This window comes from Paraburkholderia sp. BL9I2N2 (assembly GCF_004339745.1).
In the GTDB taxonomy this organism is placed as follows: Bacteria; Pseudomonadota; Gammaproteobacteria; order Burkholderiales; family Burkholderiaceae; genus Paraburkholderia.
Window position 1 is genome coordinate 1,373,300 of the sequence record NZ_SMGP01000002.1, and the last position, 25,639, is coordinate 1,398,938.

24 protein-coding genes are annotated in these 25,639 nt (G+C 60.2%); 7 read left to right on the forward strand and 17 right to left on the reverse strand.

The window, feature by feature from the left end:
- Positions 1-110 precede the first annotated feature (110 nt).
- The 7 genes from B0G74_RS28080 to B0G74_RS28110 all read right to left on the reverse strand — a co-directional run bounded on the left by B0G74_RS28080 (position 111) and on the right by B0G74_RS28110 (position 7,607).
- Entirely contained in the window at positions 111-806 is a 696-nt protein-coding gene (locus tag B0G74_RS28080; RefSeq protein ID WP_132378402.1) for a substrate-binding domain-containing protein, read from the reverse strand.
- Between the two features lie 27 nt (positions 807-833).
- Positions 834-2,993 (reverse strand): molybdopterin cofactor-binding domain-containing protein, encoded by a 2,160-nt coding sequence (locus B0G74_RS28085; RefSeq protein WP_207915710.1) that lies wholly within the window; start codon positions 2,991-2,993, stop codon positions 834-836.
- The gene (locus B0G74_RS28090) at positions 2,990-3,460 is read right to left on the reverse strand and encodes a (2Fe-2S)-binding protein (protein WP_132378404.1); all 471 of its coding nucleotides are present in this window, start codon (positions 3,458-3,460) and stop codon (positions 2,990-2,992) included. The genes B0G74_RS28085 and B0G74_RS28090 overlap by 4 nt, the downstream gene beginning before the upstream one ends.
- Before the next feature lie 2 nt (positions 3,461-3,462).
- A complete protein-coding gene (locus B0G74_RS28095; RefSeq protein WP_243658320.1) occupies positions 3,463-4,464 on the reverse strand; it encodes a tripartite tricarboxylate transporter substrate binding protein in 1,002 nt (333 codons plus the stop codon).
- 116 nt (positions 4,465-4,580) lie between these two features.
- Positions 4,581-5,468, reverse strand: coding sequence for a fumarylacetoacetate hydrolase family protein (locus B0G74_RS28100; protein ID WP_132378406.1), 888 nt, complete (start codon positions 5,466-5,468; stop codon positions 4,581-4,583).
- A 159-nt stretch (positions 5,469-5,627) separates the two neighbouring features.
- Positions 5,628-7,187, reverse strand: a complete 1,560-nt coding sequence (locus B0G74_RS28105) for a tripartite tricarboxylate transporter permease (protein ID WP_132378408.1) — start codon at positions 7,185-7,187, stop codon at positions 5,628-5,630.
- Positions 7,188-7,190: 3 nt separating this feature from the next.
- Positions 7,191-7,607, reverse strand: coding sequence for a tripartite tricarboxylate transporter TctB family protein (locus B0G74_RS28110; protein WP_132379432.1), 417 nt, complete (start codon positions 7,605-7,607; stop codon positions 7,191-7,193).
- Positions 7,608-8,245: 638 nt separating this feature from the next.
- Between B0G74_RS28110 and B0G74_RS28115 the strand changes: the two genes are divergently transcribed.
- Together B0G74_RS28115 and B0G74_RS28120 are read left to right on the forward strand one after the other, a co-directional pair.
- Positions 8,246-8,971, forward strand: a complete 726-nt coding sequence (locus tag B0G74_RS28115) for an FCD domain-containing protein (protein ID WP_243658321.1) — start codon at positions 8,246-8,248, stop codon at positions 8,969-8,971.
- A gap of 83 nt (positions 8,972-9,054) precedes the next feature.
- A complete protein-coding gene (locus tag B0G74_RS28120; RefSeq protein WP_132378410.1) occupies positions 9,055-9,261 on the forward strand; it encodes a hypothetical protein in 207 nt (68 codons plus the stop codon).
- A gap of 268 nt (positions 9,262-9,529) precedes the next feature.
- Here the strand turns inward: B0G74_RS28120 and B0G74_RS28125 are convergent, their stop codons facing one another.
- The 7 genes from B0G74_RS28125 to B0G74_RS28155 all read right to left on the reverse strand — a co-directional run bounded on the left by B0G74_RS28125 (position 9,530) and on the right by B0G74_RS28155 (position 19,144).
- The gene (locus B0G74_RS28125) at positions 9,530-10,663 is read right to left on the reverse strand and encodes a porin (protein WP_132379436.1); all 1,134 of its coding nucleotides are present in this window, start codon (positions 10,661-10,663) and stop codon (positions 9,530-9,532) included.
- Positions 10,664-11,054: 391 nt separating this feature from the next.
- Positions 11,055-11,546 carry a hypothetical protein gene (locus B0G74_RS28130; protein ID WP_132378412.1) on the reverse strand — a complete coding sequence of 164 codons (492 nt, stop codon included), beginning with the start codon at positions 11,544-11,546 and terminating at the stop codon, positions 11,055-11,057.
- Positions 11,547-11,810: 264 nt separating this feature from the next.
- Positions 11,811-14,123, reverse strand: coding sequence for an outer membrane protein assembly factor BamA (gene bamA, locus B0G74_RS28135; RefSeq protein WP_207915711.1), 2,313 nt, complete (start codon positions 14,121-14,123; stop codon positions 11,811-11,813).
- Between the two features lie 92 nt (positions 14,124-14,215).
- Positions 14,216-14,611, reverse strand: coding sequence for a hypothetical protein (locus tag B0G74_RS28140; RefSeq protein ID WP_132378416.1), 396 nt, complete (start codon positions 14,609-14,611; stop codon positions 14,216-14,218).
- Between the two features lie 695 nt (positions 14,612-15,306).
- The gene (locus B0G74_RS28145) at positions 15,307-16,818 is read right to left on the reverse strand and encodes an aldehyde dehydrogenase (protein ID WP_132378418.1); all 1,512 of its coding nucleotides are present in this window, start codon (positions 16,816-16,818) and stop codon (positions 15,307-15,309) included.
- Positions 16,819-16,835: 17 nt separating this feature from the next.
- Positions 16,836-18,236 carry an MFS transporter gene (locus B0G74_RS28150; protein ID WP_132378420.1) on the reverse strand — a complete coding sequence of 467 codons (1,401 nt, stop codon included), beginning with the start codon at positions 18,234-18,236 and terminating at the stop codon, positions 16,836-16,838.
- A 176-nt stretch (positions 18,237-18,412) separates the two neighbouring features.
- Positions 18,413-19,144: an enoyl-CoA hydratase/isomerase family protein gene (locus tag B0G74_RS28155; RefSeq protein ID WP_132378422.1), complete on the reverse strand. Its 732-nt coding sequence runs from the start codon at positions 19,142-19,144 to the stop codon at positions 18,413-18,415.
- A gap of 56 nt (positions 19,145-19,200) precedes the next feature.
- Here B0G74_RS28155 and B0G74_RS28160 point away from each other — a divergent pair, with 56 nt between their 5' ends.
- Positions 19,201-19,989, forward strand: coding sequence for a GntR family transcriptional regulator (locus B0G74_RS28160; RefSeq protein ID WP_132378424.1), 789 nt, complete (start codon positions 19,201-19,203; stop codon positions 19,987-19,989).
- A 115-nt stretch (positions 19,990-20,104) separates the two neighbouring features.
- On the opposite strand, the gene B0G74_RS28165 is transcribed toward B0G74_RS28160, so the two are convergent.
- A complete protein-coding gene (locus tag B0G74_RS28165) occupies positions 20,105-20,542 on the reverse strand; it encodes an SRPBCC family protein (protein WP_132378426.1) in 438 nt (145 codons plus the stop codon).
- Between the two features lies 1 nt (position 20,543).
- Positions 20,544-21,566 (reverse strand): aldo/keto reductase, encoded by a 1,023-nt coding sequence (locus B0G74_RS28170; RefSeq protein WP_132378428.1) that lies wholly within the window; start codon positions 21,564-21,566, stop codon positions 20,544-20,546.
- 98 nt (positions 21,567-21,664) lie between these two features.
- Here B0G74_RS28170 and B0G74_RS28175 point away from each other — a divergent pair, with 98 nt between their 5' ends.
- The 3 genes from B0G74_RS28175 (at position 21,665) to B0G74_RS28185 (ending at position 24,118) form a co-directional block, all read left to right on the forward strand.
- Complete coding sequence (locus tag B0G74_RS28175; RefSeq protein WP_132378430.1) at positions 21,665-22,585, forward strand: LysR substrate-binding domain-containing protein; 921 nt, start codon at positions 21,665-21,667, stop codon at positions 22,583-22,585.
- Positions 22,586-22,919: 334 nt separating this feature from the next.
- Entirely contained in the window at positions 22,920-23,441 is a 522-nt protein-coding gene (locus tag B0G74_RS28180; protein ID WP_243658322.1) for a phasin family protein, read from the forward strand.
- Positions 23,442-23,596: 155 nt separating this feature from the next.
- The gene (locus B0G74_RS28185; protein WP_132378432.1) at positions 23,597-24,118 is read left to right on the forward strand and encodes a hypothetical protein; all 522 of its coding nucleotides are present in this window, start codon (positions 23,597-23,599) and stop codon (positions 24,116-24,118) included.
- A gap of 253 nt (positions 24,119-24,371) precedes the next feature.
- On the opposite strand, the gene B0G74_RS28190 is transcribed toward B0G74_RS28185, so the two are convergent.
- Positions 24,372-24,623: a hypothetical protein gene (locus B0G74_RS28190; protein ID WP_132378434.1), complete on the reverse strand. Its 252-nt coding sequence runs from the start codon at positions 24,621-24,623 to the stop codon at positions 24,372-24,374.
- 664 nt (positions 24,624-25,287) lie between these two features.
- Between B0G74_RS28190 and B0G74_RS28195 the strand changes: the two genes are divergently transcribed.
- Complete coding sequence (locus B0G74_RS28195) at positions 25,288-25,614, forward strand: H-NS family nucleoid-associated regulatory protein (RefSeq protein WP_132378436.1); 327 nt, start codon at positions 25,288-25,290, stop codon at positions 25,612-25,614.
- Positions 25,615-25,639: the final 25 nt, after the last annotated feature.

A 25,639-nucleotide genomic window follows, 5' to 3' on the forward strand; every position in this document is an offset into this window, starting at 1 on the left:
TGAATTTTTCCTCCGTATCGACTGCCGCTTGAATCAATCTCAGTCTCAGCGGCACGCCATGATGAGCGGCACGTCGTTACCGGGTGCCTGGAACGCTCATGCGCAGCAAACTAAACATTGAATCCGCTAGATGCGCGAAGCGTCCGGGTCTCGCCGCCGGTGAGGAACTGGACGAAGGCGCGTGCCAATTCCGGGTTCGCGGCCTTGCTGCTGACGGCTGCCGAATAGAGCGTCGACAGTTCGAATTCCTTGGGCAACAGCCCGACCAGCGAAACGCCCTGGGTATACAAGATCTCGGTCACCTGCGTACAGCCGATCAGTCCCGGTTCGCCGCTTTGCGCCAGGTTCGCCATAGCCACTGCGCCGCTCGGAAAAGACCGGAAGAACGGCTCGACATTCTCGTAAATACCCATCTTCCGCAACACAGTAACGAAATGAATGCCGGCGGTGGCACGTAGCGGGTCGGGAAAGTAGACCCCTTTCGAGCGTTTCAAACTGGCGCTCAATTGCTCACCGTCGGCGATGGCCGGAAGCGGTTCGCCGGTGCGCACTGCAATGCCGGTTTCGACACGTCCTAACTCGGCGCGCGAAGCGGATTCCACGCGTCCCGTCTGGTCCAGGTCCGCGATCATTTTCCCGGTCAGGATGATGACGTCGCAAGGCTCGTCGGCGTCCAGTTTTTCCCGGATCGCGTGGACCGCGCCGAAGGTGCCGTTGAGACTGGCACCCGTGCTCGAGCGGAATTCTTCCGCCAGGGCCTGGACAATACCTTTGGCCGCGCCGGCGCTCAATATTTTCAATTCCATGGTTATAGCGACTCCTGTCTGATTGGATTACTGGTCGAATGCCGCGATGATTCGCTCGGCGCTCAAAGGCAGGCTGGTTACTCTTACGCCAAGGGCATCGCGTACCGCATTACCGATGGCCGCCGCGGTCGGACCCAACGATGCCTCGCCCGCCCCACAAGCAGGTGCGTTCGACGGCACGATATCGACCTCGACAGCGGGCACTTCCGTGAACCGCAAGATCGGATAGGTTTCCCAACTATCGCTGGTGACGCGTTGCCGGTCGAATCGCACTTCTTCTTTCAAGGTCCAGCTCACAGCCTGTATGGCACCGCCCTCGATCTGGTTGGCGACGCCGTCGGGGTTGATGACGGTGCCCACGTCCACGGCGATGTTCAGTCTGGTGACCACGATCTGCGCGCCTGCTTCGATGCGCGCCACCACCGCGCAGTACGCACCGGAATTTTTGTACCGTGCCACGGCAATGCCATAGCCGATGCCTTCCTGCTTATCCCGTTCGTGCCAGCCGGCTCGCAGCGCCGCGCGCTGCAGCACGGCCCGGGCGCGGGGGTCGGACAAATGCCGCAGGCGCCATTCGAGCGGTTCGCTGGCGGTGGCTTCGGCCAGGTCGTCGACAAACGACTCAAGCGCGAACACGTTGGCAAATGCCCCTAACGAACGCAACGACGAGGTTCGCAGCGGCATGCCCAGCACCCGGTGATTCACGATGTTCCACGCGGGAAAGTCGTAGAGCGGCACCGCATTACGCTCGGCACCCCCACCCGCGTGCAGCGGGGGATTGACTGCCGCGGGCGCTTCGAACGGCGTCTCGAGATGCCAGGCGCCCAGCAGCGCGGGGGTGTTGCCGCGACCCGGCCGCGTGCCATGGCCGTTGCTCCAGACACTATGACGCCAACCGACCACGCGGTCGCTCGCATCGAGATCAGCTTCGAGTTCGATCACCATGGCCGGGCCGTACGGCGCCCATGCCAGCTCGTCGGCCCTGCTCCACTGGACTCGGACAGGCTGGCCGCGTGCGGCGCGCGCCAGCCACGCGGCATCGTATGCGACGTCGTCGGCCGCGTTGTGCCCATAACAGCCGGCGCCTTCCGCGTGCTGCACCACCACGGCCGATACCGCCATGCCGAAGCTCAACGCCAGGTCGGCGCGCAGATTGAAGATGCCCTGACTATGACTCCACACCTCCAGGCGTTCGCCGTCGAATCGAGCCAATGCGCACGAGGGGCCAATCGAAGCATGCGCCAGGAACGGCTTTTCGCAGCTCATCTTCAAAGTGCGTGCCACATCGGGGGCGGCGCTTTGCCGCTCAGCCACTACGGTGGTTTCCACTGGTTGCTGCTTCAACCAGACGCTCAGCTTCTGTTGTTCCGGAAGGGGCTCGCTACGCTGCCAGCGGGCGTGCCGGCGCAGCTTGTCAATGGCTTCGACAGCGGCGCGCTGCGATGTGGCCAGCACGCCCACCAGCGAGCCGTCGCGTATCACTTGCACCACGCCCGACACCGCGCGTGCTGGGCCATCGTCGAGCGAGAGCAGGGTCGTCGCACGCGAGCCCGGACGCAGCATGCGTCCATGCAGCATGCCCGGCAGTTCGATATCCTGGATGAAGCGCGGAACCGCCAGGAATTTATCCGCGAGATCGTCGCGCGGCACCGGCGCGCCCGCGATGGTATAGGCGGCGGCTGCTTTCACGGCAATCGTGCAGTCGATATCAACGTCGAATTGAACCTCGCCGGCGATGGCCCAATAACTCGCGAGACCGCCGTGAGGCGCCTTGATTTCACCGCGCTTCACCACGAATTGGTGCACCAGGTCCGTCGACACTTGCAGCACGCGCGCAGCACGTTCGAGCAGCAAGGCGCGCGCGTGCGCGCAGGCGTGTCGCAACGCGGTGCCGGAGTGTTGTATCGAAAGACTCCCGGAGGTGACAGCCTCGTCAGGGCTCGCCGCTGTGTTGGCCGGGCGCATGCGAATCTGGTCGATCCCGACGTCCAGTTCTTCGGCAACGATCTGCGCGAGCGCCGTGACGATACCCTGGCCGATCTCGACCTTGCCCGACAGCACTTCGACGTATCCTGCACTGGAGAATCGCAGCCACGCGCCAAGGCAAGGATTGGCGCGCAGACTCTGCGGCCGCTCGCTGACCGGTACGCCTGTCGCTTCGGTGGACACGACGGTGAGAGGGTTCACGATGACGACGCGGCACGCAGCACTGCGCGCACGATGCGATTGTGGCTGCCGCACCGGCACAGATTGCGGTCAAGTGCCTCTCGAATCTGGGCGTCTGTCGGGTGCGGACAGCGTTCGAGCAGGGCCGCCGCTGCGATCAGCATGCCCGAGCTGCAGTAGCCGCATTGCCCGGCTTGCTCGGCAATGAACGCCCGCTGCAAGCGATGCGGTGCCGCCCGGCTGCCCAAACCTTCGACCGTGGTCACCTGCTTGCCCGCCAGCGCCCACAGCGGCGTGTCGCATGACGCCACAGCAAAACCGTCGACCAGGACGAGACACGCGCCGCACTGGTTTTCCCCGCAGCCGAAACGCGTGCCTTTGAGCTTCAGCTCATCGCGAAGCACATCGAGCAGGCGTGTGTCGCCGTCCAGCTCGAACCCGTGCCCGGTCCCATTGACCGTAATCGGAATGCGCGTAGTCGTGGCCATGGTCACTGGTCGACCTTCGCACCCGAAACCTTGACTACCTGCGCCCATTTTTTTATGTCGTCGTTCATGAATTGCGTGAACTGGGCCGGATTCATCGACATCGTGTCGGCGCCCTGTTTCTGCCACGACGCCTTGATCTGCGGAGTGGCGACGATCCGGGTCAGCGTGGCGTTGAGCTTGTCGACCACTGCGGGCGGCGTGCCTTTGGGCGCCATCAGGCCGAGCCAGATCACGGCGTTGTACTTCGGCACCCCGGATTGATCGACGGTTGGGAGATTGGGCAGCAGGTCCGAACGCACCGTGCCGGTGGTGGCCAGCGCCTTGGCCTTGCCGCTGCTGATAAAGCCCGCCATGGTGGTGGTGGCATCGAACATCATGTCGACCTGGCCGCCGATTACGTCGGTACGCGCATTCGAGCTGCCCTTATAGGGCACATGCAGGATCGAGACGCCGGCCATTTGTTTGAACAGCTCGCCGGCCATGTGATAAGGCGTGCCGTAACCGGACGAGGCATATGACAGTTTGCCTGGTTCGCTCCTCGCCAGCTTGATCAGGTCGGCGACGTTATTGACCCCCAACCCCGGCCGTGTCACCAGCACCAGGTCGGAAGAATTGATCGGCGCCACCGGCACGAAATCGCTCATCAGCTTGAACGGCTTCCTCGTGTAGAGCGTTTCGTTGACGGTGTGCGTGTTGGAGATCAGCAGCAGCGTATAACCATCGGGCTTCGACTGCGCCACATACTCGGTGCCGATGATAGCGCCCGCGCCGGGCCGGTCGTCGACGATGAACGACTGCTTCAATTGAGCGCTGAGTTGTTGCGCGACGATGCGTGCATATACGTCGGCGGAACCACCCGCCGCGAATGGCACGATGATGGTGACCGGCCGGCTCGGATAGTCGTCGGCGGCAAAGCTCGCGATCGATGTCGACGCCAGTACGCCAAGCGTCAGGGCATGGCCCATACGCCGGCGAAAGGAGCGAGTGCTCCAACGAATGTTCATTACGTGCCTCCTGGTATTTATAGTCCGCATCCGCACTGCATGCCGCAGTACAGGGGCGCTCGCCCGACGTGGTCCACGCGAGCGCCTTGGTCATTGAAAAAGATGCCGGGTGCTATTTATCCAATGGTATTGACGAGGGAGCCGAGGTGATCGATCTCGAGCTTCATGACATCGCCCTTCTTGAGGAACCTGGGGGGCTTGAAGCCGATGCCGACGCCGGCGGGGGTGCCGGTGGCGATGACGTCGCCGGGCAGCAAAGTCATGCCGGCCGAAAGGGTTTCGATGATAGTTGGGATATCGAAGATGAGGTCTTTGGTGTTGGCGTTCTGGCGCAGTTCGTCGTTGATCCAGCAACGCACGTTCAGGTTGGCGCTATCGATACCGTGGGCGGAAACCAGGTACGGGCCCATCGGACAGAACGTATCCAATGACTTGCCGATGAACCACTGACGATGCTTTTGCTGGAGGTCGCGCGCTGTGAAGTCGTTGACGATGGTGTAGCCCCACACGTGCTGAAGGGCATCGGCCTTGGAAATGCCTCTGCCGGGCTTGCCGATGACGACGGCGAGTTCGACTTCGTAGTCGAGTTGGGACGTGAGGTGCTCGAAGGCTTTGACGGTGGCGCGATGCGCGACCACGGTAGAAGCGGGCTTGGTGAACACGACGGGCGCGGGCGGAGCGAGCTCGCCTTGCTGGGCGGATGTGTCAAACCCGGATTGGCTGAACTCTCTTGCATGTTCGTGATAGTTCTTGCCGACGCAGAAGATGTTACGGCGCACCTCGAGCGGGGCGAGCAGTTCGTGGGTATCGACGGCTTGCCAGCGATCAGTGCGTTGCACGGCGGCGGCGAACTGCTGGTCCGGCAGCGGAACCTGGGCAATGAGATCGATCATGTCGCCGTCAAAGCCGGGCAGAAGGTGACGAACCTCGACGAAGCGTTGCAGGTCGTCGGCGATGACGACCGGGGCGGGACGCCGGTCGATAACCAGGGAAGCAAAGCGCATCAAATCTCCTATTGGTTACATTTGGTTTTAATATATCCCAAAATAAACCACGTTACAAGCGCTACCCGCCTCGCTTAGCTGACTCATTCTGCATTTTTTAGGGAAGCAAACGGCGTAAATCAATAATTCGATGAACCAATTACAACCAATTTACGAAACTCACACCAGATTGCTGTCGGTGACGGTGGCTGGTTTCGTCGCGTGTAATGAGCGGCGCTGGGCCGCGCGTTTTTTCATGCCGCGCACCCAAAAATACAGTTGCACCAGTATGAGCAGAGCACTGCACGCGATGAAAAAAGCGCTGATCGGGCGGTCGATGAAGACAGCCAGGTCTCCGCGCGACAACAGCATCGCGCGCCGGAAATACTCTTCGACCATAGGTCCGAGCACATAACCGAGCAGGATCGGCGCGACCTGAAAATCAAGCGCGGCGAAGATGGCGCCGACTACTCCGAACACCAGTACTTCGCCAACCTCGAACAGACTGTTGTTGGTGCTGTACACGCCCACCGCAATGAAAAACAGTGCCGACGGATACAGATAGCGATAAGGCACCCGCAGCAGCTTCACCCAGACGCCGATCAGCGGCACGTTCAGAATCACCAGCAGGACATTGCCGATCCAGAAGCTGGCGATGAGCCCCCAGAACAGGTCGGCGTGCTCGGTGATCAGTTGCGGACCTGGCTGGATACCCTGGATCAACAGCGCGCCGAGGATCAGCGCCATCACGGCGTCGCCCGGAATGCCCAGACTCATGGTTGGAATGAAGTCCACCTGGGTCTTGGAATGCGATGCGGCCTCCGGCGCAGCGACGCCCTCGAGAGCGCCGCGGCCGAACCGTTCAGGTGACCTGGAGAGCTTTTTCTCGGCCGCATAAGCGAGGAATGTGGTGATGGTAGGGCCGGTGCCCGGCATCGCGCCGAACAACGTACCGATGAACGTACCGCGCACCATCGGCAAGAACGCTTGCCTGAGTTCGGCCATGCTGGGTCGCATGTCGCGCAAGCGTACCTTCGTGCCGCTACCCACCGACTCCATGCGATTGACGTTGCGCAAGAATTCCGCCACACCGAACAGGCCGAGCGCCAGCGCCACCAGCTCGACCTTGTCGGAAAGCTGTGGCAGACCGAAGGTCAGGCGCATCACGCCGCTGTTCACGTCGGTACCGGCAATGCCGATCAACAGTCCCACCGCCGTCATCGCCACTCCCTTGAGCGCCGAGCCCCGGGACATGGTGCCGCCGGCCAGCAAGCCCAGCAGCATGATCGAAAACAGTTCGGCCGGCCCGAACTTGAAAGCCACGCTGACCAGTAGCGGCGAGGCGAAAACCATCACAACGATGCCGAACGACGCCGCGAAAAAAGAAGCCAGCATGGCGATGCCCAGTGCCGTGCCGCCTTTGTTCTGTCTGGTCATGGGATAACCGTCCAGGCAGGTCACGGCGTGCGGCGGATGACATGGCAGATTGAGCAGGATCGCACCGATCGCGCCGCCGTATTGAGAACCGTAGAAGATGCCCGCCAGCATCAGGATTGCGGGAATCGGATGCATCGTATAGGTCAGCGGCAGCAACATGGAAATGGCCGACAACGCGCCCATGCCCGGCAGCACACCGATCAGGTTGCCGATCAACACGCCGACGAACGACCACATCAGATTGTGGGGCTGAAGCGCCACGCCGAAACCCTGCATCAAGTCCAACAGAGATTGCCCCATCATGATTCAACCCCAGGACAGCAATGGAAACTGCAGTTTCAAAGCCCACCAGAACACGACGGTGCAGATCGCACACATCGCGGCGGCGAGAATGAGCGCGCTCACCCAGGTGTTGTCCCGGTCGCCGAGTGCCGAGATGAACACGATCGCGAAGGTGGCGGGTAACAGGCCGCCGTATCGGCCCAGCACGACGAAGGCGGCGATGCCCATCACGATGCAGCACCAGGCGCGCCATTCGGGCCGAAGCGCTGGTTGCGCAGTGGCATGGGGGTCCGGGGCTTTGGCAGAAAATGCGATCGCGATGCCGCACAGGACGAGAACGGTCCCCACTGCCACAGGGAAGAATCCCGAGCCCATGTGACTCAGGCTGCCCACGTTATAGCCAAGTCCGGCATAGATCGAGCCGAGACCGAGGACGAGCATCAGGGCGCCCGCATAGAGATCTTTGTTATAGCGATGCAGAAAGCCGAATGCATGCGCCGTCTTGGTACTCACGTGACTTGTCTCCTGTAATTTGCCCTCGCGCCGGTTCTTGCCGAAGTTTGGGTGCTGATAAAACGCTATCTTTTTCGGCGTAGCGATTCACCCTCATTTTTTTAGGGTTGCCGCGAGGTGGTTTGTCCGGTGCCCATGCAACGGGTTAAAGCGAGGGTATTGACAGCGGCTCAGGCGTCCGGTGTCGGGCATGACATCGGATGCATAGAGGGATGACGGGACCTGAGGTGAGGCAGCAGGCGGCGAACCTCGACGACGCTGGGGGCGGCGACAAAAACAAAGACGTGACGGTGGTCGATGAGCAGAGAAGCAACGCGCACGAGATTTCCTATTGGTTCAATTTGGTTTAAAATCAACCCAAGTGGAGCCATGCTAGCAATCGATTGTTTTCTCGTCAATCCAGGCAATGCCCATGACCTGCTGCCATGATCACACTGGCGCTGTTGCTGACACGTCTCCGTGTATCTGGGTCGCATTCCATTGGGAACGGCGCTGCTGAGGCGGAGAACACCGGAATACGTGACGGCGCGCGCGAGTGAAACCAATTTGTACCAACCTTGCGGCCATTGCCTTATGATTCGTGGAACCCGTCACAGCTTTTTTACCCAATGCCAGACCATCCCGTTTCAGACCCGGTTTACACGCTCAAGGAAGCCCTGCTGTCCAACCTCCGCGATGGCCGTTGGCATCCGGGCGAACGCTTGCCAACCGAGCGGCAGATGAGCGAGACCTACGCGGTCGGCCGCTCGACGGTGCGACGCGCACTGGCGCAGATGAAAGAAATGGGCCTCATCACCCAGACCGTGGGCAGCGGCACTTACGTGGCCCAGGATGTTGAGCAAAAAATACCCAAGGCAGCGGAACCCCAAGCTGTAGTGAGTCCCGCCGAGCTGATGGACGCGCGGCTGATTTTCGAGCCGGGCCTGATCGACCTGGTGGTGCGCAATGGCACGCCGGCCGATTTTGCAGCGATGGAAGCATGTTGCGTAAGCGCGGAGCAGTCGAAGACGCTCGAGGAATTTGAACGTTGGGACGCCGAGTTTCATCACAAGATCGCGGAAGCCGCACACAACAATTTCATGGTCAGCGTGTTCAATCTGATTCTCAAAGTCCGCGAACATGGCGAATGGGGCTTGTTGAAAAAACGCAGCCTTACGCCTGAGCGACGACTCGCTTATCAGCGCGAGCACCGGCAATTGCTGGCTGCGCTCAAAGAACGCGATGCGGCTAGTGCACGCGATTTCATGGTCACGCACCTGGTGAACGTACGGCGCAATCTTTTCGACTTTTGACACGTGCTGAACAGCCTCGATCCGGCGAGCTTCTAGCCACCGGCGAGCTCAAGTTCCGCGCGACTTTAATAGGAAGTGAGAGCATGGATATCGAAAGTTTCAAGGCTGACTTGACCAATACCGGCTACCAGGAAGTGCTGGAAAAAACCTACGCACCGAACCAGTTCATTGAAACGCACAAGCATCCGTTCAGGGCGCGCGCGGTGATCACCGCCGGAGAAATGACCATCTCGTGGGGCGGTTTCGCGCGAATACCGCGTCGGCGATATCTTCGAAATCGAAGCCGGTGATGAGCATTCGGAGCAATACGGTCCCACCGGCGCAACCTACCTGGTGGGCCGCAAGTTCCCCGCCTGATTTCGGAACCGGATTTCCCGTGGTCAAAGCAATGGCTAAGATGCTGTGGTCACCCGACGCTGTTGAGAAAGGGCAACGCGCATTTCTTCGCGCAGCAGAAGCTGACTGACGCTGAATCAACACGTCGGCACATCGATCCCGGCGTACGGGCGATGTGCCGACGTTCCAGCGCGTGTTCAAGCTGAACAGACGTTGCGTCCGTTAGAAGCGCGTACGCAAGCCTACCGTCGCCGCCACCTGATTGCCTGTTGACGCCTGCGCGAGGCCATTGATAAACGCACCCTCGAACGCAGAGCCAGCAGCACCGTATGCGTGTTGGTAGACACCCTCGACATAAACGTCAGTGCGTTTGCTGAACGAGTAGTCTGCCATCAGCGTGACTTGATGCCACTTCGGGTCCGCCGAACCGGTGTTTCCGGCAAAGGCGCCTTGAGTAAAGGTGTAGGCACCTGCGAACGAAATCGAAGGTGTCAGCGTATAGTGCACGTTGGCTTCGTAGTTGTCGAAATGCAGCGTGTCGAACGACTGCCCGATCACGGAGTTCGCACCCGGCTGCGTATTGTCGAGCAGGGTATGTGTCCACAGTAAGCCGATAGTCGCCGGACCGATCGTGTAGTTGCCGCCAACCCCCATCACTCGCTGGCGCGCGGCGGGGAAATTGACGAAGTCGTTGTTCGACACTGCCCCGGTACCCGAAAGCGAACCGTTATTCAGCTGAAGGTAAGCCGCCGCAAGATTAATCGGGCCATTGTTGTACGTCACACCGAAGCTATAGGCGCGATTGTCCGAAAAGCCGCCGGCCGCATTACTGAAGCCGTACAGCGCCTCTGCCTGCAGCCCCCGATACGTCGGGCTCGCATACTTGACCGAGTTGTTAATGTAGAACGAGTCGTCTACGTTGTCGTTGTCGAACGGATGTGCGGCCAGGTTGTTTCCGTCGCCGTTGTTCGCCAATGCGATGGGGCCCAGATCATCGACTACGGAATCGTACTGTCGGCCGAATGTCAGCGTTCCATATTGGTCGCTTTGCAGACCGACGAAAGCCTGACGGCCGAACATCGTACCCGAGTACGTGGTCTTGCCGTTTTGTATATTAAAGCCGTTCTCGAGACGGAAGATCGCGTGCAGACCGCCACCGAGATCTTCACTTCCCCGCAGACCCCATACTTCGTTCGACAGCATGCTGCTTTGTTCCTGCCAAGCGCTGCCGCCACCCTGGTTATTCGTATAGACGATACCCGTGTCGATCAATCCATAAAGGGTGACGCTGCTTTGCGCATGAGCCGCCGCCGCAAAGACGGACAAAGCTGCTGCGCCGATAATCTTCTTCTTCACTTGTCTTACACTCCAGGCAATGCCCAAGAAGGAATCATGATGTGTGCATGATCCCGGCTCAATAAAAAACGGATAACGCGCCGTTCACGCAACAGGGGTTTAACGAAAGCCCCCGGCACCATTAGGTAGGCTGTCCGGTGAATGTGATCCGCTTTCCAACCGCGCACCCGCAGCTTGACGATTCTATGGGGATTGCCATTGCGATTCACCGAAAGAGTTCGCTCCTTCTTGCAAAGATTCTATAAACGAGGATCGAATGGAATCCATACACGAGTCGCTCGGCCGCTCAATCTCGTGTGTCAGCGACGATCGCGTGTTGCAACATGCGTACGATCGTCGACTAGTGCGGCTGCGCGTGATTCGACTCCATCCTCATCGATCAAGCCATACGTTAACGGCGTCCCCCGCCACCTCCGTGAAAACCGCCGCCTCCATGGAAGTCGCCCCCTCCATGAAAGCCACCATGGAAGCCACCGTGGAAGCCGCCATGCGGTCCGAAGTGGCCATGATGGAAGTGATGAAAACGATTAATGAAGAGGAACGACGCGCCGAAGCCGAACGCCACCGGCGGCCCATAAAACCACGGATCGTAATAGGGATAGTATGCATATAGGGGCGGCGGATAAACGTCGCCCATCTCAGCGTCCGTGCCTTGCTGCTGGATCTGCCAGGTGCCGTCGGGCTGCTTGCATGCAAGGCCTGATATGTTCTGGGTGGCGCCATCGATATCCGCTGTGCCGTTGACCATGCGGCACGTGGGCGACACGGACGATGTAGTCGTCGTCTCGTCCAGCGGAGCAGCCGGGGCAAGTTGCGACGCCACCGGCGTCGTACACGCGACACAGCTGCAAAGCACCATTCCGATTCCAATGAATTTGCGCATAAATCCGTCCTGCTCGACGGTCCGGCGCCACGACGCGGACCGCCGCGTCGACACCGTGAAGACCCATCGGTTCGCCTCGCAGAGCGCATTGCCGGAGCATGTGGATTCGCATGTGAAGATGTACACGACGATGCGGACCTGCTGCATGTAGAACGCGTCGCCGGCTGACGCTATTCCGCTTGCTGGCCCCAGTTGCGGCATGGGTGTGTTACGTCGTGTTTCCTGCCGGATCATGCAACATCGACTCCCGTGCCGCTGCGCGAGCTAGAACGACGTCCCGATCTGGAACTGGAACTTCTGGTATTGATCGCCGGTGTGTTTGACGACTGGCAAGCCGAGGCTGAGCTTCAGCGGTCCGATCGGCGAGATCCATGCAAGGCCAACGCCGTAGCCGTAGCGCAAGCCGTTGGCGCCGATGCTGTTGCCTTCGGAACCCCATACGTTGCCGCCGTCAAGGAACGTGAACACGCGCAGCGTCCGGTCGTATCCAGTGCCCGGCAACGGGAACGTCACTTCGACGTTGCCGACGATCATCTTCGAACCGCCGATGGGGTCGCCCGTCGTCGCGTCGCGCGGGCCCAGTGAACTCGTTTCATAACCCCGCACCGAGCCGATACCGCCCGCGTAATAGTTCTTGAAGATCGGATACGGGTTGCCGATGCCATTGCCGTAGCCACCCTGGAAGTTCAGTCCGAGGACAAAGCCGCGTGAGAACGAGTAGTAGTACTGCGCCTGCACGTCCGTCTTGTAGTACTGCGTGCCGCCGATCGGTGTGCCGTACTCGGCATTCGCCTGCGCGTAATAGCCGCGGCTCGGCACGAGCGCGCTGTCACGGGCGTCTCGCGACCAGCCGATCGTGACGGGCACGTTGTTAGACACACGGCCGAAGTCTTTCACGTAGTCGATATAGCTCTGCGGCGTGGTGGAGTCCACGTCGAGCCGGTTTTGTTCGACACCCAGACCGAAATACACCATGTCGGCTTCCGAGAATGGAACACCGAACTTCAGATCGGCACCTAGCGTGATAATCCGAAAACTCGAATCGGTCGTGCTCGAGAATGTGAGCGGCTCGCTGGTGCGGTAATAGACGTCAGTGATGCGCTTGATGCCGTCGACCGTGAAGTACGGGTCAACCTGGCTGACGGTCAGCGTACGGAACGTCGACGACGTGTTGACGTTGAGCGCAAGGCTCGTCCCTGAGCCGAACACGTTGTCCTGCGAAACACCCGCTGAAATGATCGGCCCTTCGCCCGAGCCATAACCCAGGCCCAACGTGATCGCGCCGGTCGGCTTCTCGGTCACCTTGACGTCCACGTCGACCTGGTCCGGCGTTCCCTCCACCGGCACCGTGGTTACGTCGACATCCGTGAAGTAGCCGAGACGGTTGATCCGGTCTTTCGACAAGGCGAGACGGTTCGAATCGAACCACGAGCTTTCGAGCTGCCGCATTTCGCGGCGCACTACTTCGTCACGCGTACGCGTGTTGCCGACCACGTTGATGCGACGCACGTACACACGGCGGCTCGGGTCTACTTGCAGCGTCAGGTCGACCGTATGGTGTTCCTGATCGATCTGCGGCTGCGCGTTGACGCTGGCGAATGCATAACCGTATTCGCCGAGCTTGTTGACGACCGCCTTGGTGGCGGCTTGCAGCTTTTCAGCCGAGAAGCGCTCGCCCGGTTTGATCTTGACAAGCTTGCTCAGTTCCGCCTCGCGGTCGAGCAGATTTCCCGCAAGCTTGATGCTTTTGATCGTGTACGGTTCGCCTTCGTGCAGCGTGACCGTCAAATACATGTTCTTTTTATCGGGCGTGAGCGACACCTGGGTCGACTCAATGTTGAACTCCAGATAGCCGCGATTCAGGTAATACGAGCGGACGTTTTCGAGGTCGCCGGTGAGCTTGTCTTTCGAGTACAGATCGTTCTTCGTATACCACGAGAACCAGTTCGGCGTGGACAGCTGCATTTCGTCGTGCAGCGTGCTTTCGCTGAACACCCTGTTGCCGATGAAGTTGATCTCGCGGATCTTCGCGCTCGGACCTTCGACGACCGAGAACAGTATTCCCACACGGTTGCGGTCGATCGGCGTGACCGTCGTCGTGACTTCAGCCGCGTAGTAGCCACGGGTCAGGTACTGGCGCTTCAGTTCCTGTTCGGATTTGTCGACGAGTGCCTTGTCGTAATAGCTACCCAATGACAGCCCGACGGAATTCAGCGCCTTGATCAGATTGTCCTTATCGAACTCGTGAATACCCGCAAAATCGATCGTGCCGATCGCGGGGCGCTCGACCAACTGCACGATCACGGCATCACCTTCGGTGGTGATCTTCACGTCGTTGAAGAAGCCCGTCGCGTACAGCGCGCGGATTGCTTCCGAAGCCTTGTCGTCGCTAAAGGTGTCGCCTTGCTTGATCGGCAGATACGAGAATACAGTACCGGGTTCGATGCGTTGCAGTCCTTCGAGCCGGATATCGCGAACCACAAACGAGTCTGCTGCGTTCGCGGATATGGCCGTCACACCCAGGCCAACGAGGGCCAATACCTTGGTACAGCGGGACAATAGAATCTTTGCATTCATACAGGACACGAGAGTAAAAAGTCGGCTCGCACCGCAACCTCCTTTTGACGAATAGATAACCCGCTATGTGCGGATGAGAGAGGACTCGTGCCTTACTGCAGCCTGAAGCCGGAGACGTCTGGCCTCGCGAACCCGGTGGCTAGCGCAAGGACTTCCGTCAAGTGCGCTGCCTGGGAGCGATGCAACTGAAAGGACAATTCCGCTCCTCCAGGCAAGCGGAACGTAAAAATCAGATAAGGTGCACCGCCCGCATCCTTGCCTAGTGCCCATGCTTCGCAAGGCATCGCGAACTTCACGTTTTTCTTCTTGTGGCGGATACGCTCCGACGAGCCGATGGCATTTGAAAGCGCCGCAAGCAGCTCGTGCATGACTGAACAGTGCAAGTCGATGCGATCAGACCCGTTACATTTCAGCGTCAGATATTGACCGTCTTCCGTCAGTTCGAAATCACGGACCGAATTGATCGCGAACGCGAGCGGTGATGACATGGAGGCACTCCTTTGAGACAGATGTCGAGCGTAGTACGACTTCACTCGTATGACGTTACATACGGATTACTAACTATTTCTTCCAGACCAGTAAACTTCGAAAACTGTTTCCATCTGAGACCGCAGTTCGCGATCAGCGCTCGGAAAGCGGGGTTTGAACCCTCTTCCCGTCACGTGATACTTATTTGCGCGGGACGTACCTGTCTGCTTATGGTCAGGTCTCGTTCAGCAAGTTGCAGGGAGAACGGAAAAGGGGCGGCTGCCGCCCTGGCACCGCGACTTCTACCGGAACTGGGAACTGCGCCTCTGGCAGCGCGCTGCGGCGCCGCCAGAGGCGCCTCGCTCGCGTGCTCGTGGACGCCCGCACCTGATGGGGATATTTGGATTTAACGGCCAGACACTGCAACTTATTCCATCTTCTCGTGCAAGCGTCATTGCGGCGCATGCATCGAGGCAGTGGCGCGCCAGCCTATGAGGACGCGCGGCGTTACAAAAATATGGCAGTGGTTTCTGAAACGCGTGGCTGCGTTCGCGGCGCTGATTGCCCGAGAGAATCGATTTTGGAGAAATCGTCCCGTGCGGATGGACGCGCGGCACATTCGCCCCGCGTAACCCCAGCGACGATTTCCGGTAGTTGCGTCTACGTGCCCTACGTGCGGCGGAATACCGACGCTATGATCCGCAGGGACACATGCTCAGTTCAGGCGCTTCAACTCGCCGTCGTCCGCATACCAGTCGACAGTCCTGCCGCTCGTATTGACAGTTACCGCGCGTGGCTCGGTGAACTGGTCGAACGATTCGATACCCGTCTCGCGCCCGACGCCGCTGTTCTTGAAACCGCCCCACGGTGAAGCCGGGTCGAGCCGGTGGTGATCGTTGACCCACACCATGCCGAATTCGAGCTTGCTCGCGACGCGGTGCGCACGCGCGACATCCTGCGTCCACACTGATGCGGCGAGTCCGAACTGTGTGTCGTTCGCGATGCGGATCGCGTCCGCTTCGTCGTCGAACGGCATGACTACGGTCACAGGGCCGAACACTTCGTCCTGACCGATTTCCGATTTCGGATCGACGTCGTACAGCACAGTCGGCTCGATAAAGAAGCCCTCTTTCAGGCCGGCTGGCACACCACCGCCGGTCAGCACTTTGGCGCCCGCGGCCTTCGCGCGTTCGAGCATCGCGAGAATACGCTGGCGCGAGCGAGCGGAGATGACTGGACCCAGTTGCGTCTTCACATCGGCCGGATCGCCGACGCGAATCCCCGCCACCTTCGTTTTGAAACGTTCGAGAAACTGCGCATAAATCGACTTCTGCACGAGAATGCGCGCGCCGCATACGCAGGTCTGCCCTGCACCGATGAACGCGGCAAATGCCGCGCCGTTCACCGCGCGTTCCATGTCGAAGTCGTCGAACAGCATCACCGCGCCCTTGCCGCCGAGTTCGAGTGTCGTCAACGCGAAGTTGCGAGCAGCGGCTTCGCCGATGGACCGCCCAACATCCGTGCCGCCCGTGAACACGATCTTGCGGACCAGCGGATGTTTCGCCAACGCAGCGCCCGCCTCACGTCCTTCGCCGTTGACGACATTGATGACGCCCTTCGGCACGCCTGCTTCATTCAGCAGACGCACGAGCCGCACCGTGGTGAGCGGCGTCTGTTCCGATGCCTTGATTACGACGCTGTTGCCCGTAGCGAGCGCCGGCGCGAGACTTTTCGACAGGATCATCAACGGATGATTGAATGACGTCATCAGCGCGACGACACCGAGCGGCACGCGCTGCGTGTAGCACAGGTAAGGACCCTCTACTGGAATCACGTCGCTGCGCCTGGTCAGCGCGAGCGCTGCGAAATAGCGGTAAAACTGTGGCAAACGTGAAATCTGTGCCCGCGTTTCCGAGATCGGTCGACCGTTGTTCAGCGTTTCGAGCTTGTAAAACTGCTCGAGGTCCGCTTCGAAAAGATCGGCGAACCGGTTCAGCACTCGAGCGCGCTGCTGGATCGACAGGTCACGCCATGCCCCGCCTTCGAACGCGCGATGACCCGCGCGCACCGCGCGGTCCACATCCTGTTCGGATGCCGCCGCCAGCGCGCCGATCACTTCGCCCGTCGCCGGGTCGACGATGTCGAGCGTGTGGCCGTGCTCGGCGTCCGTCCATTCACCGTCGATGAAAAGCTGTGCGTCCAGATATTGTGGGTTGACTGTATCCATAGAGGGATTCTCCGTGATTACTTGAGCGGCGAAGCGTGCGGGTCGGTACGCATCGCTTCGCTACCAGGGGTGTCGGTTGGTTGAAGGTCTTCGAGACGCCGGCCGGTTGGCTCGACGCCAAGCCACGCGACCACCACGATCTGGATCGCGAGCAGGCCGACCATCAGCGCCAGCACACCAACAATGCCGTGCTGCGCGAACAATGCGACGACGATAAACGGTGTGACGATCGTCGCACCGCGCCCGAGCGTGTTGCAGATACCCGACGCGCGCAGACGCACTTCCGTCGGAAAGAGCTCCGGCACATAGATGGCGAACAGCAGCGCGACCAGCACGTAGATTGGAATCGTCAGCAGGAGGCCGACGACGGGCAACAGCAGCGGATGACTGACGAACGGATAGATCACGCCGAACACGATTGCGACGAGCGACGCACCGATGATGGTCGGCTTGCGGCCCCACGCGTCCGCTGTGAGCGCGCCGATGGCCGAGCCGATCGGCGCGCCGAGCGACATCACGAGCGCAAAGCTGAACGACCTCGCGATGCTGAAGCCCTGACGCACGAAGAACGTCGGCAGCCAGGTCACGAAGCCGTACAGCAGCGTGTTGACGACAACGAGGGTCACGCAGCCGACGATCATCCGTTGCAGCATGGTGCCGCTGAACAGTGAGCCGAATGAAAGCGCCGCAGCCGGCGCTGCCGATGGCTTGGCGATGACGGCGGGCGGCAATGGCTCGCCTGCACGCGTCGCGACAACTTCGGCTTCGATGCGTTTCAGGATCGCGTCAGCTTCCTCGTGCCGGCCAACCGAATCGAGCCAGCGCGGCGATTCCGGCAGCGACTTGCGCATGTACCACACACCCAACGCGCCGAAGCCACCTAGCACAAACATCGCCCGCCATCCGAACGCCGGAATCAGCAGCAAGCCAATCAAGCCCGCGACAGGCAGCCCTGACACGACGAAGACGGCCATCAGCCCTTGCAGCTTGCCGCGCTTTTGCGGCGGCACGAATTCGGCCAGCGTCGAGTAGCCGACCACGTTTTCCGCGCCGAGCCCGAGACCCATCACGAAGCGGCACGCGATCAGCACGCTCATGCTCGGCGCAAGCGCCGCACCGAGCGAGGCGAGTCCGAACACCGCGAGATTGGCCTGATACGTGAAGCGGCGGCCGAAGCGGTCGCCGAGAAAACCGGTGCCGAGCGAACCCAGCATCATGCCGAGAAAGGTCATCGACACGAATAGCGCGTTCTGCCCGAGTGTCGAGAAGCCGGTCTTCAGCGTCGCGCCGAGGACGGTCGACGCGACGTAGATGTCGAAGCCATCGAAGAACATGCCGATGCCGATCAGCCACATGATGCGCCGATGGAATGCTGACATCGGCAAACGATCCAGCCTCGGCCCTGCGTTGACATTCATGTCTGCCTCCTGTCGACCCGAGTTGGCGTGTCGACCGGCGTTGGCGCTTTCGCGCTTACTCCGGTTTCCATCCCTTACTCGGGTTTCATGCAAGATGCTTGCTGCCGGCGAGCCCTGGATCGCGAGCCGTGCCGCGATGACTTCGCGCGCGCCGACGTGTGACTACTAGGCTGCCCTCAGCGATCCTGCATCAGACGCAGGCTGGTGACGGTCAGCATGTCGGTCGCGCCGCGGAAGTTCTGTTCGATCGGACTTTCCTCGGCTGCCTGAAAGAACATCTTGCATTGACGCGCGCCGGCGTCGTCGAGTGCAAGAATGCGTTCGGCCAACGCGTCGGCGTCGGCGCGCAATGCATCGGGTTCGCAGACACGCGTGATCAAGCCGGCCTCCAAAGCGATGGCGGGCGTCAACGGATCGCCGAACAGCACCATCGGAAACAGCGCCTTCGGCAATGCGTAGCGGCCCACATAGGCCATGATCGCGGCCGGCGGCAGCCCTTTGCGCATCTCGGGAAACGCCAGCGAAGCGCGCGACGAAACCAGCGTGAAATCGCACAGGATCGCAAGACCGAAGCCGAAGCCGAGCGCGTCACCCTGTACCTGCGCAATCGAGATCATCGACGTGGCACGCACGAGGCGCTTCAACTCGATCAGCCGCGCGACTTCCGCGCGGATCGATACGGCGTCGCGACCTGCGCGCTCGCGCCCCGTGCAAAAGCTGTCACCATTCGCGCTTATGCGCAGCACGCGGGCGCTCGGAGCGGCGACTTCGCTGCGCAACGCGGCCGTCATCGCGTCGAACATCGGACCGGATATCTCGTTACCCGCGTCCGGACGATTCAGCGTGAAGCTCAATACGTCGCCGGCGCGCTCGATCAAAACGGGCTGCAATAGTGGACCGCGATCCATGGCATCTCCTGTTGTATAATCTGTATACAGCGTATTCACTGAATGACGAGGTGTCAATGCCTTCCAGCAAAACCGCGGTCAAGACGACCACTGCGGCCGCCGTTTCAAAGCATGCAAAAAGCGCGCATTCGCTCGACAAAATTGCGAGCAAATACCACTCGCGGATGCGCACGGTCGACGCGTCGAGCGATTCGTTGAGCGAAGGCGTAGTCGTGCCGGCGTTGCGCGAGGCGATTGTCGAGGGCGTGCTGGCACCGGGCAGCCGCCTCTCCGAAGTGCAGGTCGCGAAACAGTTGAACGTTAGCCGCACGCCAATGCGTGAGGCATTCGCGCAGCTCGAACGTGAGGGATTGGTGACGGTGCTGCCGCGCGTTGGCGCGTATGTGCGCGCGGTCACGCTGCGCGATGTCGAGGAGATTTACACCGTGCGCGCAGCGCTCGAATGTCTCGCGGTGCAACTCGCGTCGGAGCGCATCACCGCGCTTGGCTCCGCGCAACTTGACGACGTGATCGAAGCGATGCGAATGAGCGTCGATGCCGACGATCCCGCCGGTTATGTCGATGCGCTAGACCGCTTCTACGCGATTGTCATGACGATCGCCGACAACCGCACCTTGCAGGAAAGCCACGCAGGACTGATCGGTCCGGTGCGCCGATTGCGGCGCATCGCCATGGCGCGCGGCGGCCGTATGCAGGCGTCTTTCAGTCAGACAGTCAGAATTCGCGACGCGATCGTGAATCAACTGCCGAACGTGCAGGACCTGATGCGCGAACAGCTTGACGGCGCTTGTCGCGCAGCCCTGGATGTGTTGAACGACGCTGGTGACTCTTCGGACAAGAATTGATCTGACCGCGCCTTTTGGCCAGTGGGGAATCTGTGTGGGCTTGCGCGCAAGCCCACACAACCATCAATGCGACTCAAACGGCGTGCGAGCAGAGGCCATCTAAAAGCTGTCGTGGTTACCGTAGGCGTTCTTTGTCGCCTGACTCAAGCGATTCCTTCAACGCCATCAACCCGTCCTCGTAGATGCCGTGAAAAAGCTGGGCGACCTCTTCATCACTGACGCCAACCGGCGAAAAACTTCCGGACCATGTCACCAGTGATGAAGCGCTACCCGCGACTTCCTTCACGCTGATAGTGGCCAGGTAGTCGCTTGCCGGAAACGGTGCTTCCACAATCGAATAGCTGTACGAGCGCGCCTTCTCGTCGAACGCTTCGAGGCGTTCAATGATCACCTGCCCGTCAGCGGTCTTCAGGTGCCGAACCCGCCCGCCTTCACTCAACTCGCTGCCAGGGATGAACGGCAACCAGTCAGGCAGGGAGTTGAAGCCGCCAATCAGTTGCCAAACGCGGGCGGCGGTTGCCGGGACTTCGAGCGATGCAGAGGTTTGTGCCATTTCAAGCTCCTGTACGTGTGGATGGCAACGGAGCGTCGGCGGCGACGAGCTGCTGCTCGCGCATCTCCTGCCAGAAAGCGGCAGGGATTTTCTCCGACAAGGCAGCAAAGTCCTCGGCGATGCGCTCAGGCTTGCTGGCGCCAGGAATGACCGCGGCGGCGGCAGGATTGGCCAGCGAAAACTGCAGTGCCGCAGCCTTGATGCTCACTTGATGGCGTTGCGCGAGGGTCCTGATGCGCTCGACCTTCGCGAGAATTTCCGGCGATGCCTTCTGGTATTCGAAGTGCGTGCCGCCGGCGAGCACCCCAGAGCTGTACGGGCCGCCGACGACAATATCCACATTCCTCCGGGCGGCCGCCGGCATCAGGCGCTGCAGCGCGCGTTCATGGTCGAGCAGCGTGTACCGGCCGGCGAGCAGGAAGCCGTCGGGCTGCGCTTCAGTGAGGTCGAGCGTCAGTTCGCACGGCTCCACGCGGTTCACACCCAGCCCCCACGCCTTGATGACACCTTCTTCGCGAAGCCGGCTCAGTACGCGGAACGCACCCTTGCGCGCGGTTTCAAACTGCGCGAGCCATTCGTCGCCGTAAAAATCCTGGGCAATATCGTGTACCCAGACAATGTCGAGACGGTCGGTGTTCAGGCGCTTGAGGCTATCTTCTATCGAGCGGAGCGTAGCGTCCGCCGTATAGTCGTTGACGAGTTTGTTCGGACGGCCGAACTCGAAAAGCCCTCCTTTCTCGCCGAGGTCGCGCGCAGCGGGCTCTTCGATTTCGTCGAGAACAAGCCGCCCCACCTTCGTGCTCAGCACGTAGTCGTCACGGTTGTGCTTCTGCAGAGCGGCGCCTAGACGGATTTCGGCGAGCCCCGCGCCATAAAACGGCGCCGTGTCGAAGTAGCGCACGCCCTGTTCCCAGGCTGCGTCGACGGTCGCCTGTGCTTGCGCCTCGGGGATGTTGCGATACATGTTGCCTAACAGAGCTGTGCCGAATCCCAGCACGCCTTGCAGCTTCTCTCTGATGCTCATCTCGGACCTCTTGTTCATGAAAGTGAAGCCAGTTTAGGTTGCGGCGGCGAGTCCGTCCAAGACATAATTGGACAATCTTGCGTCCTATGAGGTCTTAAGTGCTGGATATCCGTCAACTTCAATATTTCGTCGCGGTCGCCGAGGAGGAACACGTCGGCCGAGCGGCCGAGCGGCTGCATATCTCGCAGTCGCCGCTCAGCCGGCAAATCGCTCAGTTGGAGGAACGCCTTGGCCTGACGCTCTTCGAGCGTAGCCAGCAGCGCATTCGGCTCACATCCGACGGCCGCACGTTTCTTCAGGAGACACGTGCGCTGCTGACGCATGCGAACCGCCTGGAGTCGCTTGCGCGTCGATTGGGCCGCGGTGATGAGGGAGGGCTGTGCATCGGCTATCTGGAAAACGCGATGCATTCGGGTGTGTTGTCCGACGCCCTTCGCACCTTGCGAAAAGACCGGCCTGCAGTGCATATCGCGCTCTACAACCTGCCGTCGTCCGAGCAGTTGGAGGGGCTGCGCCAACGCAGTCTCGATGTCGCGCTGGTCTGTGAGCCGCCGCTCAAGGACGACCCGGACCTCGACTGCGCGCAACTCCTGAGCGACCCAATGCTGCTTGCGGTTCCCGATTCGCATCCGCTGGCCACAACGCCGAAGCTCACTCCTGCCGCACTTGGGAAGCTCGACTGGATTGCCGTGCTGCATAAGGAGAACGTGCTCAACCACGACACCTTTGTCGCGGCCTGCGCGCGCGCCGGATTTACGCCGGCTATCTCGATGGAGGCAACGGAGCCTTTGACGGCATTAGGGCTGGTGGCGGCCGGTCTCGGGGCCGCGATGATTCAACGGAGCCTTCGTCACCAAGCCCCCGCGGGCGTCGTGTTACGAGAAGTGCCCTGGTTCACCTACCGCACTCCGTTATGGGCGGCATGGCACAGGATAAATTTGCGCCCGCTCGTCGAGATTTTCAGAATGACTCTGGTCACGAACGTGAGAGCGCTGAGTGAACAGGATTCCGGGCGATAGCGCTTCCTGTCTCTGCAACGTTGACACGGGAGCGCCCGCCAGACAGCTACAAGCAATCCACAACCGCCTTTCACGCACGCTACGCGGTCGCGGCGAAGCCCGGCAAGAGGCGCCCCGCGACAATCCGCATTCATCTGTCGAAACGTTTTTCTGCCCGATAGCAGAACCGGCGCGCGGCAGAGTGGATAGGCAAAAGAGTCACGTCGCAGAATCGCGCGACGAAACTGATTGACTTCCCGGCATTCCCCCGTACAATGGGTTTTGTTGCAGCGCAGCAATTTGCCTTGACACTTTCGGCGCGCGGTTTTGTTTTCACTCAGAGCCCCTCGCACTCTTGCCGCCTTACCCTTACGGAGCAGTGATGAGCACTCTTATTCCCCAACAATTGGTTGCCGCCCAGCAGTCCAGCCTGGAAACCCTTTTTGGCCTGACGAACAAGGCATTTGAAGGCTTCGAAAAGCTGGTCGCGTTGAATTTGCAAGTTGGCAAAGCGACGCTCGCCGAAAATCAGGAAATCGTCGCCAAAGCCCTCTCGGCCGGCAATCCGGGTGCGCTGTTCGCACTGCAAGCAAGCCTCTCGCAGCCGGTGGCGGAAAAGGTAGTCGCATACGGCCGCCAGGTTCATGAAATCGTGTCCGGCGTTCAGAGCGAAATCTCCGCCGCCGCGACAGCGCATGGCCAACAGGTCCAACGAGACGCACAAGGTTTCGTCGAGAGCCTCCAGAAGAACGCGCCGGCAGGAAGCGAATCCGCCGTTGCCGCGTGGAACTCGGTTCTCTCGGCAGCGAACGCGACCTATGAATCGGCCAACAAGGCAGCCAAGCAGTTCGTGTCGACGGTGTCTGCCGTTCAGTAAGACAGCTCGTCTCTCTGAGACTTTTTGCGTCTACAAATGCGAACTTCGGTTCGCATTTCTTCTTCTGGAACCGGATGTATTGAGAAGCGTCGAACCAAGACGTCGCGCCGAGACAAAGCACTTCAAGCAAGGACGAAATGAACCGACACACTGCAATGGACGACCGATTTGATCGACGAGAACTGCTGCTTCACCTGGGCGACATTCTCGCCGCTTTGAACTGTTTGTCCGGCACGAATGAACCGGACGCGTCGGTGGCGCATCTTGTGCAGAAACATGCTTCATTGCGGGACTTCGCGTTCCTTACGGCCTTGGCGCCGAAAATGACGGTGGCCGAATTCAGCACACGCGCCGCCCGCTCGTTTTTCCCGTGGCCGACGGAGTTGCTCGAGGCAGAACTCAACCGTGACGCATTGGCGTCAACCGTTCAGCAGAACCTTTTTGACGGCAACCCCGACGGCTGGAACGCGTATATCGGCTACGTCCAGAAGAAAGTAAAGTGGTTCGGCACCGGACTTTCGAATAGTAATAAAGATGCTCTGGCTGAACCGTCGCACGATGCCGCCAATGCGGTGGGTTCGGTCGAGGCTCCGGTTAGGGCCGTGCCGGCCGCGGAAGCAGAAGTGCCCAACGATAAGAGAGGTTGGCCCTGGCCCGAACCGAGATCGACGTCGTGACGCGGCCAGTTCGTGGCGAATACTTTCGGGTCAAGATTCCCGAGCATACAAACTCGGGTTGCAAAGTCCATTCGGCTCGCTCCTAAAGCCTGCCGACGCTTCGCCTATCCAAAGAAAGATCTCCCCTACTAGGACACGCCCGTTCCTTGAAGGATGAAGGGGACCCGGCCAGCCCGACCAAGGCCGCCGGTCCCTATCTCGCCGCGAGCAAACAGTACCGTCAGTTGGTGACTCGCGCGCCGTCAGCTGGTTTTTAGCTGCCCCCGAAAAAGACGTTGCATTGCGGGTCCACCCTGCACGGCCTGGCATGTTTCGCACCGCTTTGGACTCTGGTATCAGGCGTGCCGCCATAGGCCTCCATCCCCGCACCGGGCGAAGAATCAGTCTGAGTCGCGACGTTCTGCTGTGGTGCAGGTTGTGCCGCATCGGGCGTGTTTTGCGCATGCGCAAAACCGACCATGGCAAGCAACCCGAAAGCAGAAGCAACCATCAATCGTAATTTCATGTTGGCTCCTTAATCCAGTTTAAGTTTTCCATCCATTGATTCGTTATTCGCGTGTCCCGCGGTTTAAATCCATACAGGATGTGCGGATGCGAAGCTATCTTCGAATCCGCGGGCCAATCGCCCGATGCAAAAGTTTCGGGTAATTGGGAAAAGGATACGAGGCGCAGTGCGCCGAGCCAAGGTCTGTGGGCGCAAGAAGGCGTGCGAACAGGCAACGTCAATGGATTTCATGGACCCATCGACACCTAATAGTCGCCCCTGCAAATAAGTTATAGGGCGCAGAAAGTCGAAACGAAAGCGAATGTTTAAACCGATGCCCGCGCACAACGCGGAAACGGCTTTTCGTGGCGGATTAAGAAAGCAGACCGCTTCGTTGGAGAGCGGCAAGCGCTTCAGCGGCAATCCCTGCTTGCAGTCGTTAGGATGCCAGACGCATGCGAAATGTCAGCACTGCGGTTGCGCAAAATAAGATCGATGCCCGTCATCAAGGGTCGTGAAAGTTTTGCCACTCTGCCTGCAACAGTGTTTTCAGAAATCGCACATCGACGCCAGATTTCCTCGACGGGATACTTGCCACATCCGAATTGTCTGGTAGCGGGGCGCGTCGGCGAGGCAAGACGACACGAGACCGCTGCGAGGCTGGAACATCGAAGGGGAAACCGACATGGATGAGCAAAAACGCCAAAGCATGATTGCATACCTGCGTCGCAAGATGACGAAGGTTGGTATCAAGGTGGGTGACCTCGCGGCGGCAATTGCCGAAGACAGGGCGCGGCAAAAGTCGGCACGATACCGTAGCGCTTTCGGCGACACCTGGGATGGCAAAGGCGAGATGCCGCAGTGGTTGAAGCAAGCCACGAGTGCTGGGCAGTCATTGGCGCACTTTGCCGTTGAAAAAACGTCGACTTCGGCTAGCCGTTTACGTCCTGCCATCGACTGGAGTCGGGACCCGTTCGCCGGCACGAGGCTGGCCACAGTTCGGCCGTCGTAAGCTGATATCTAGTTGCTGTGCCACG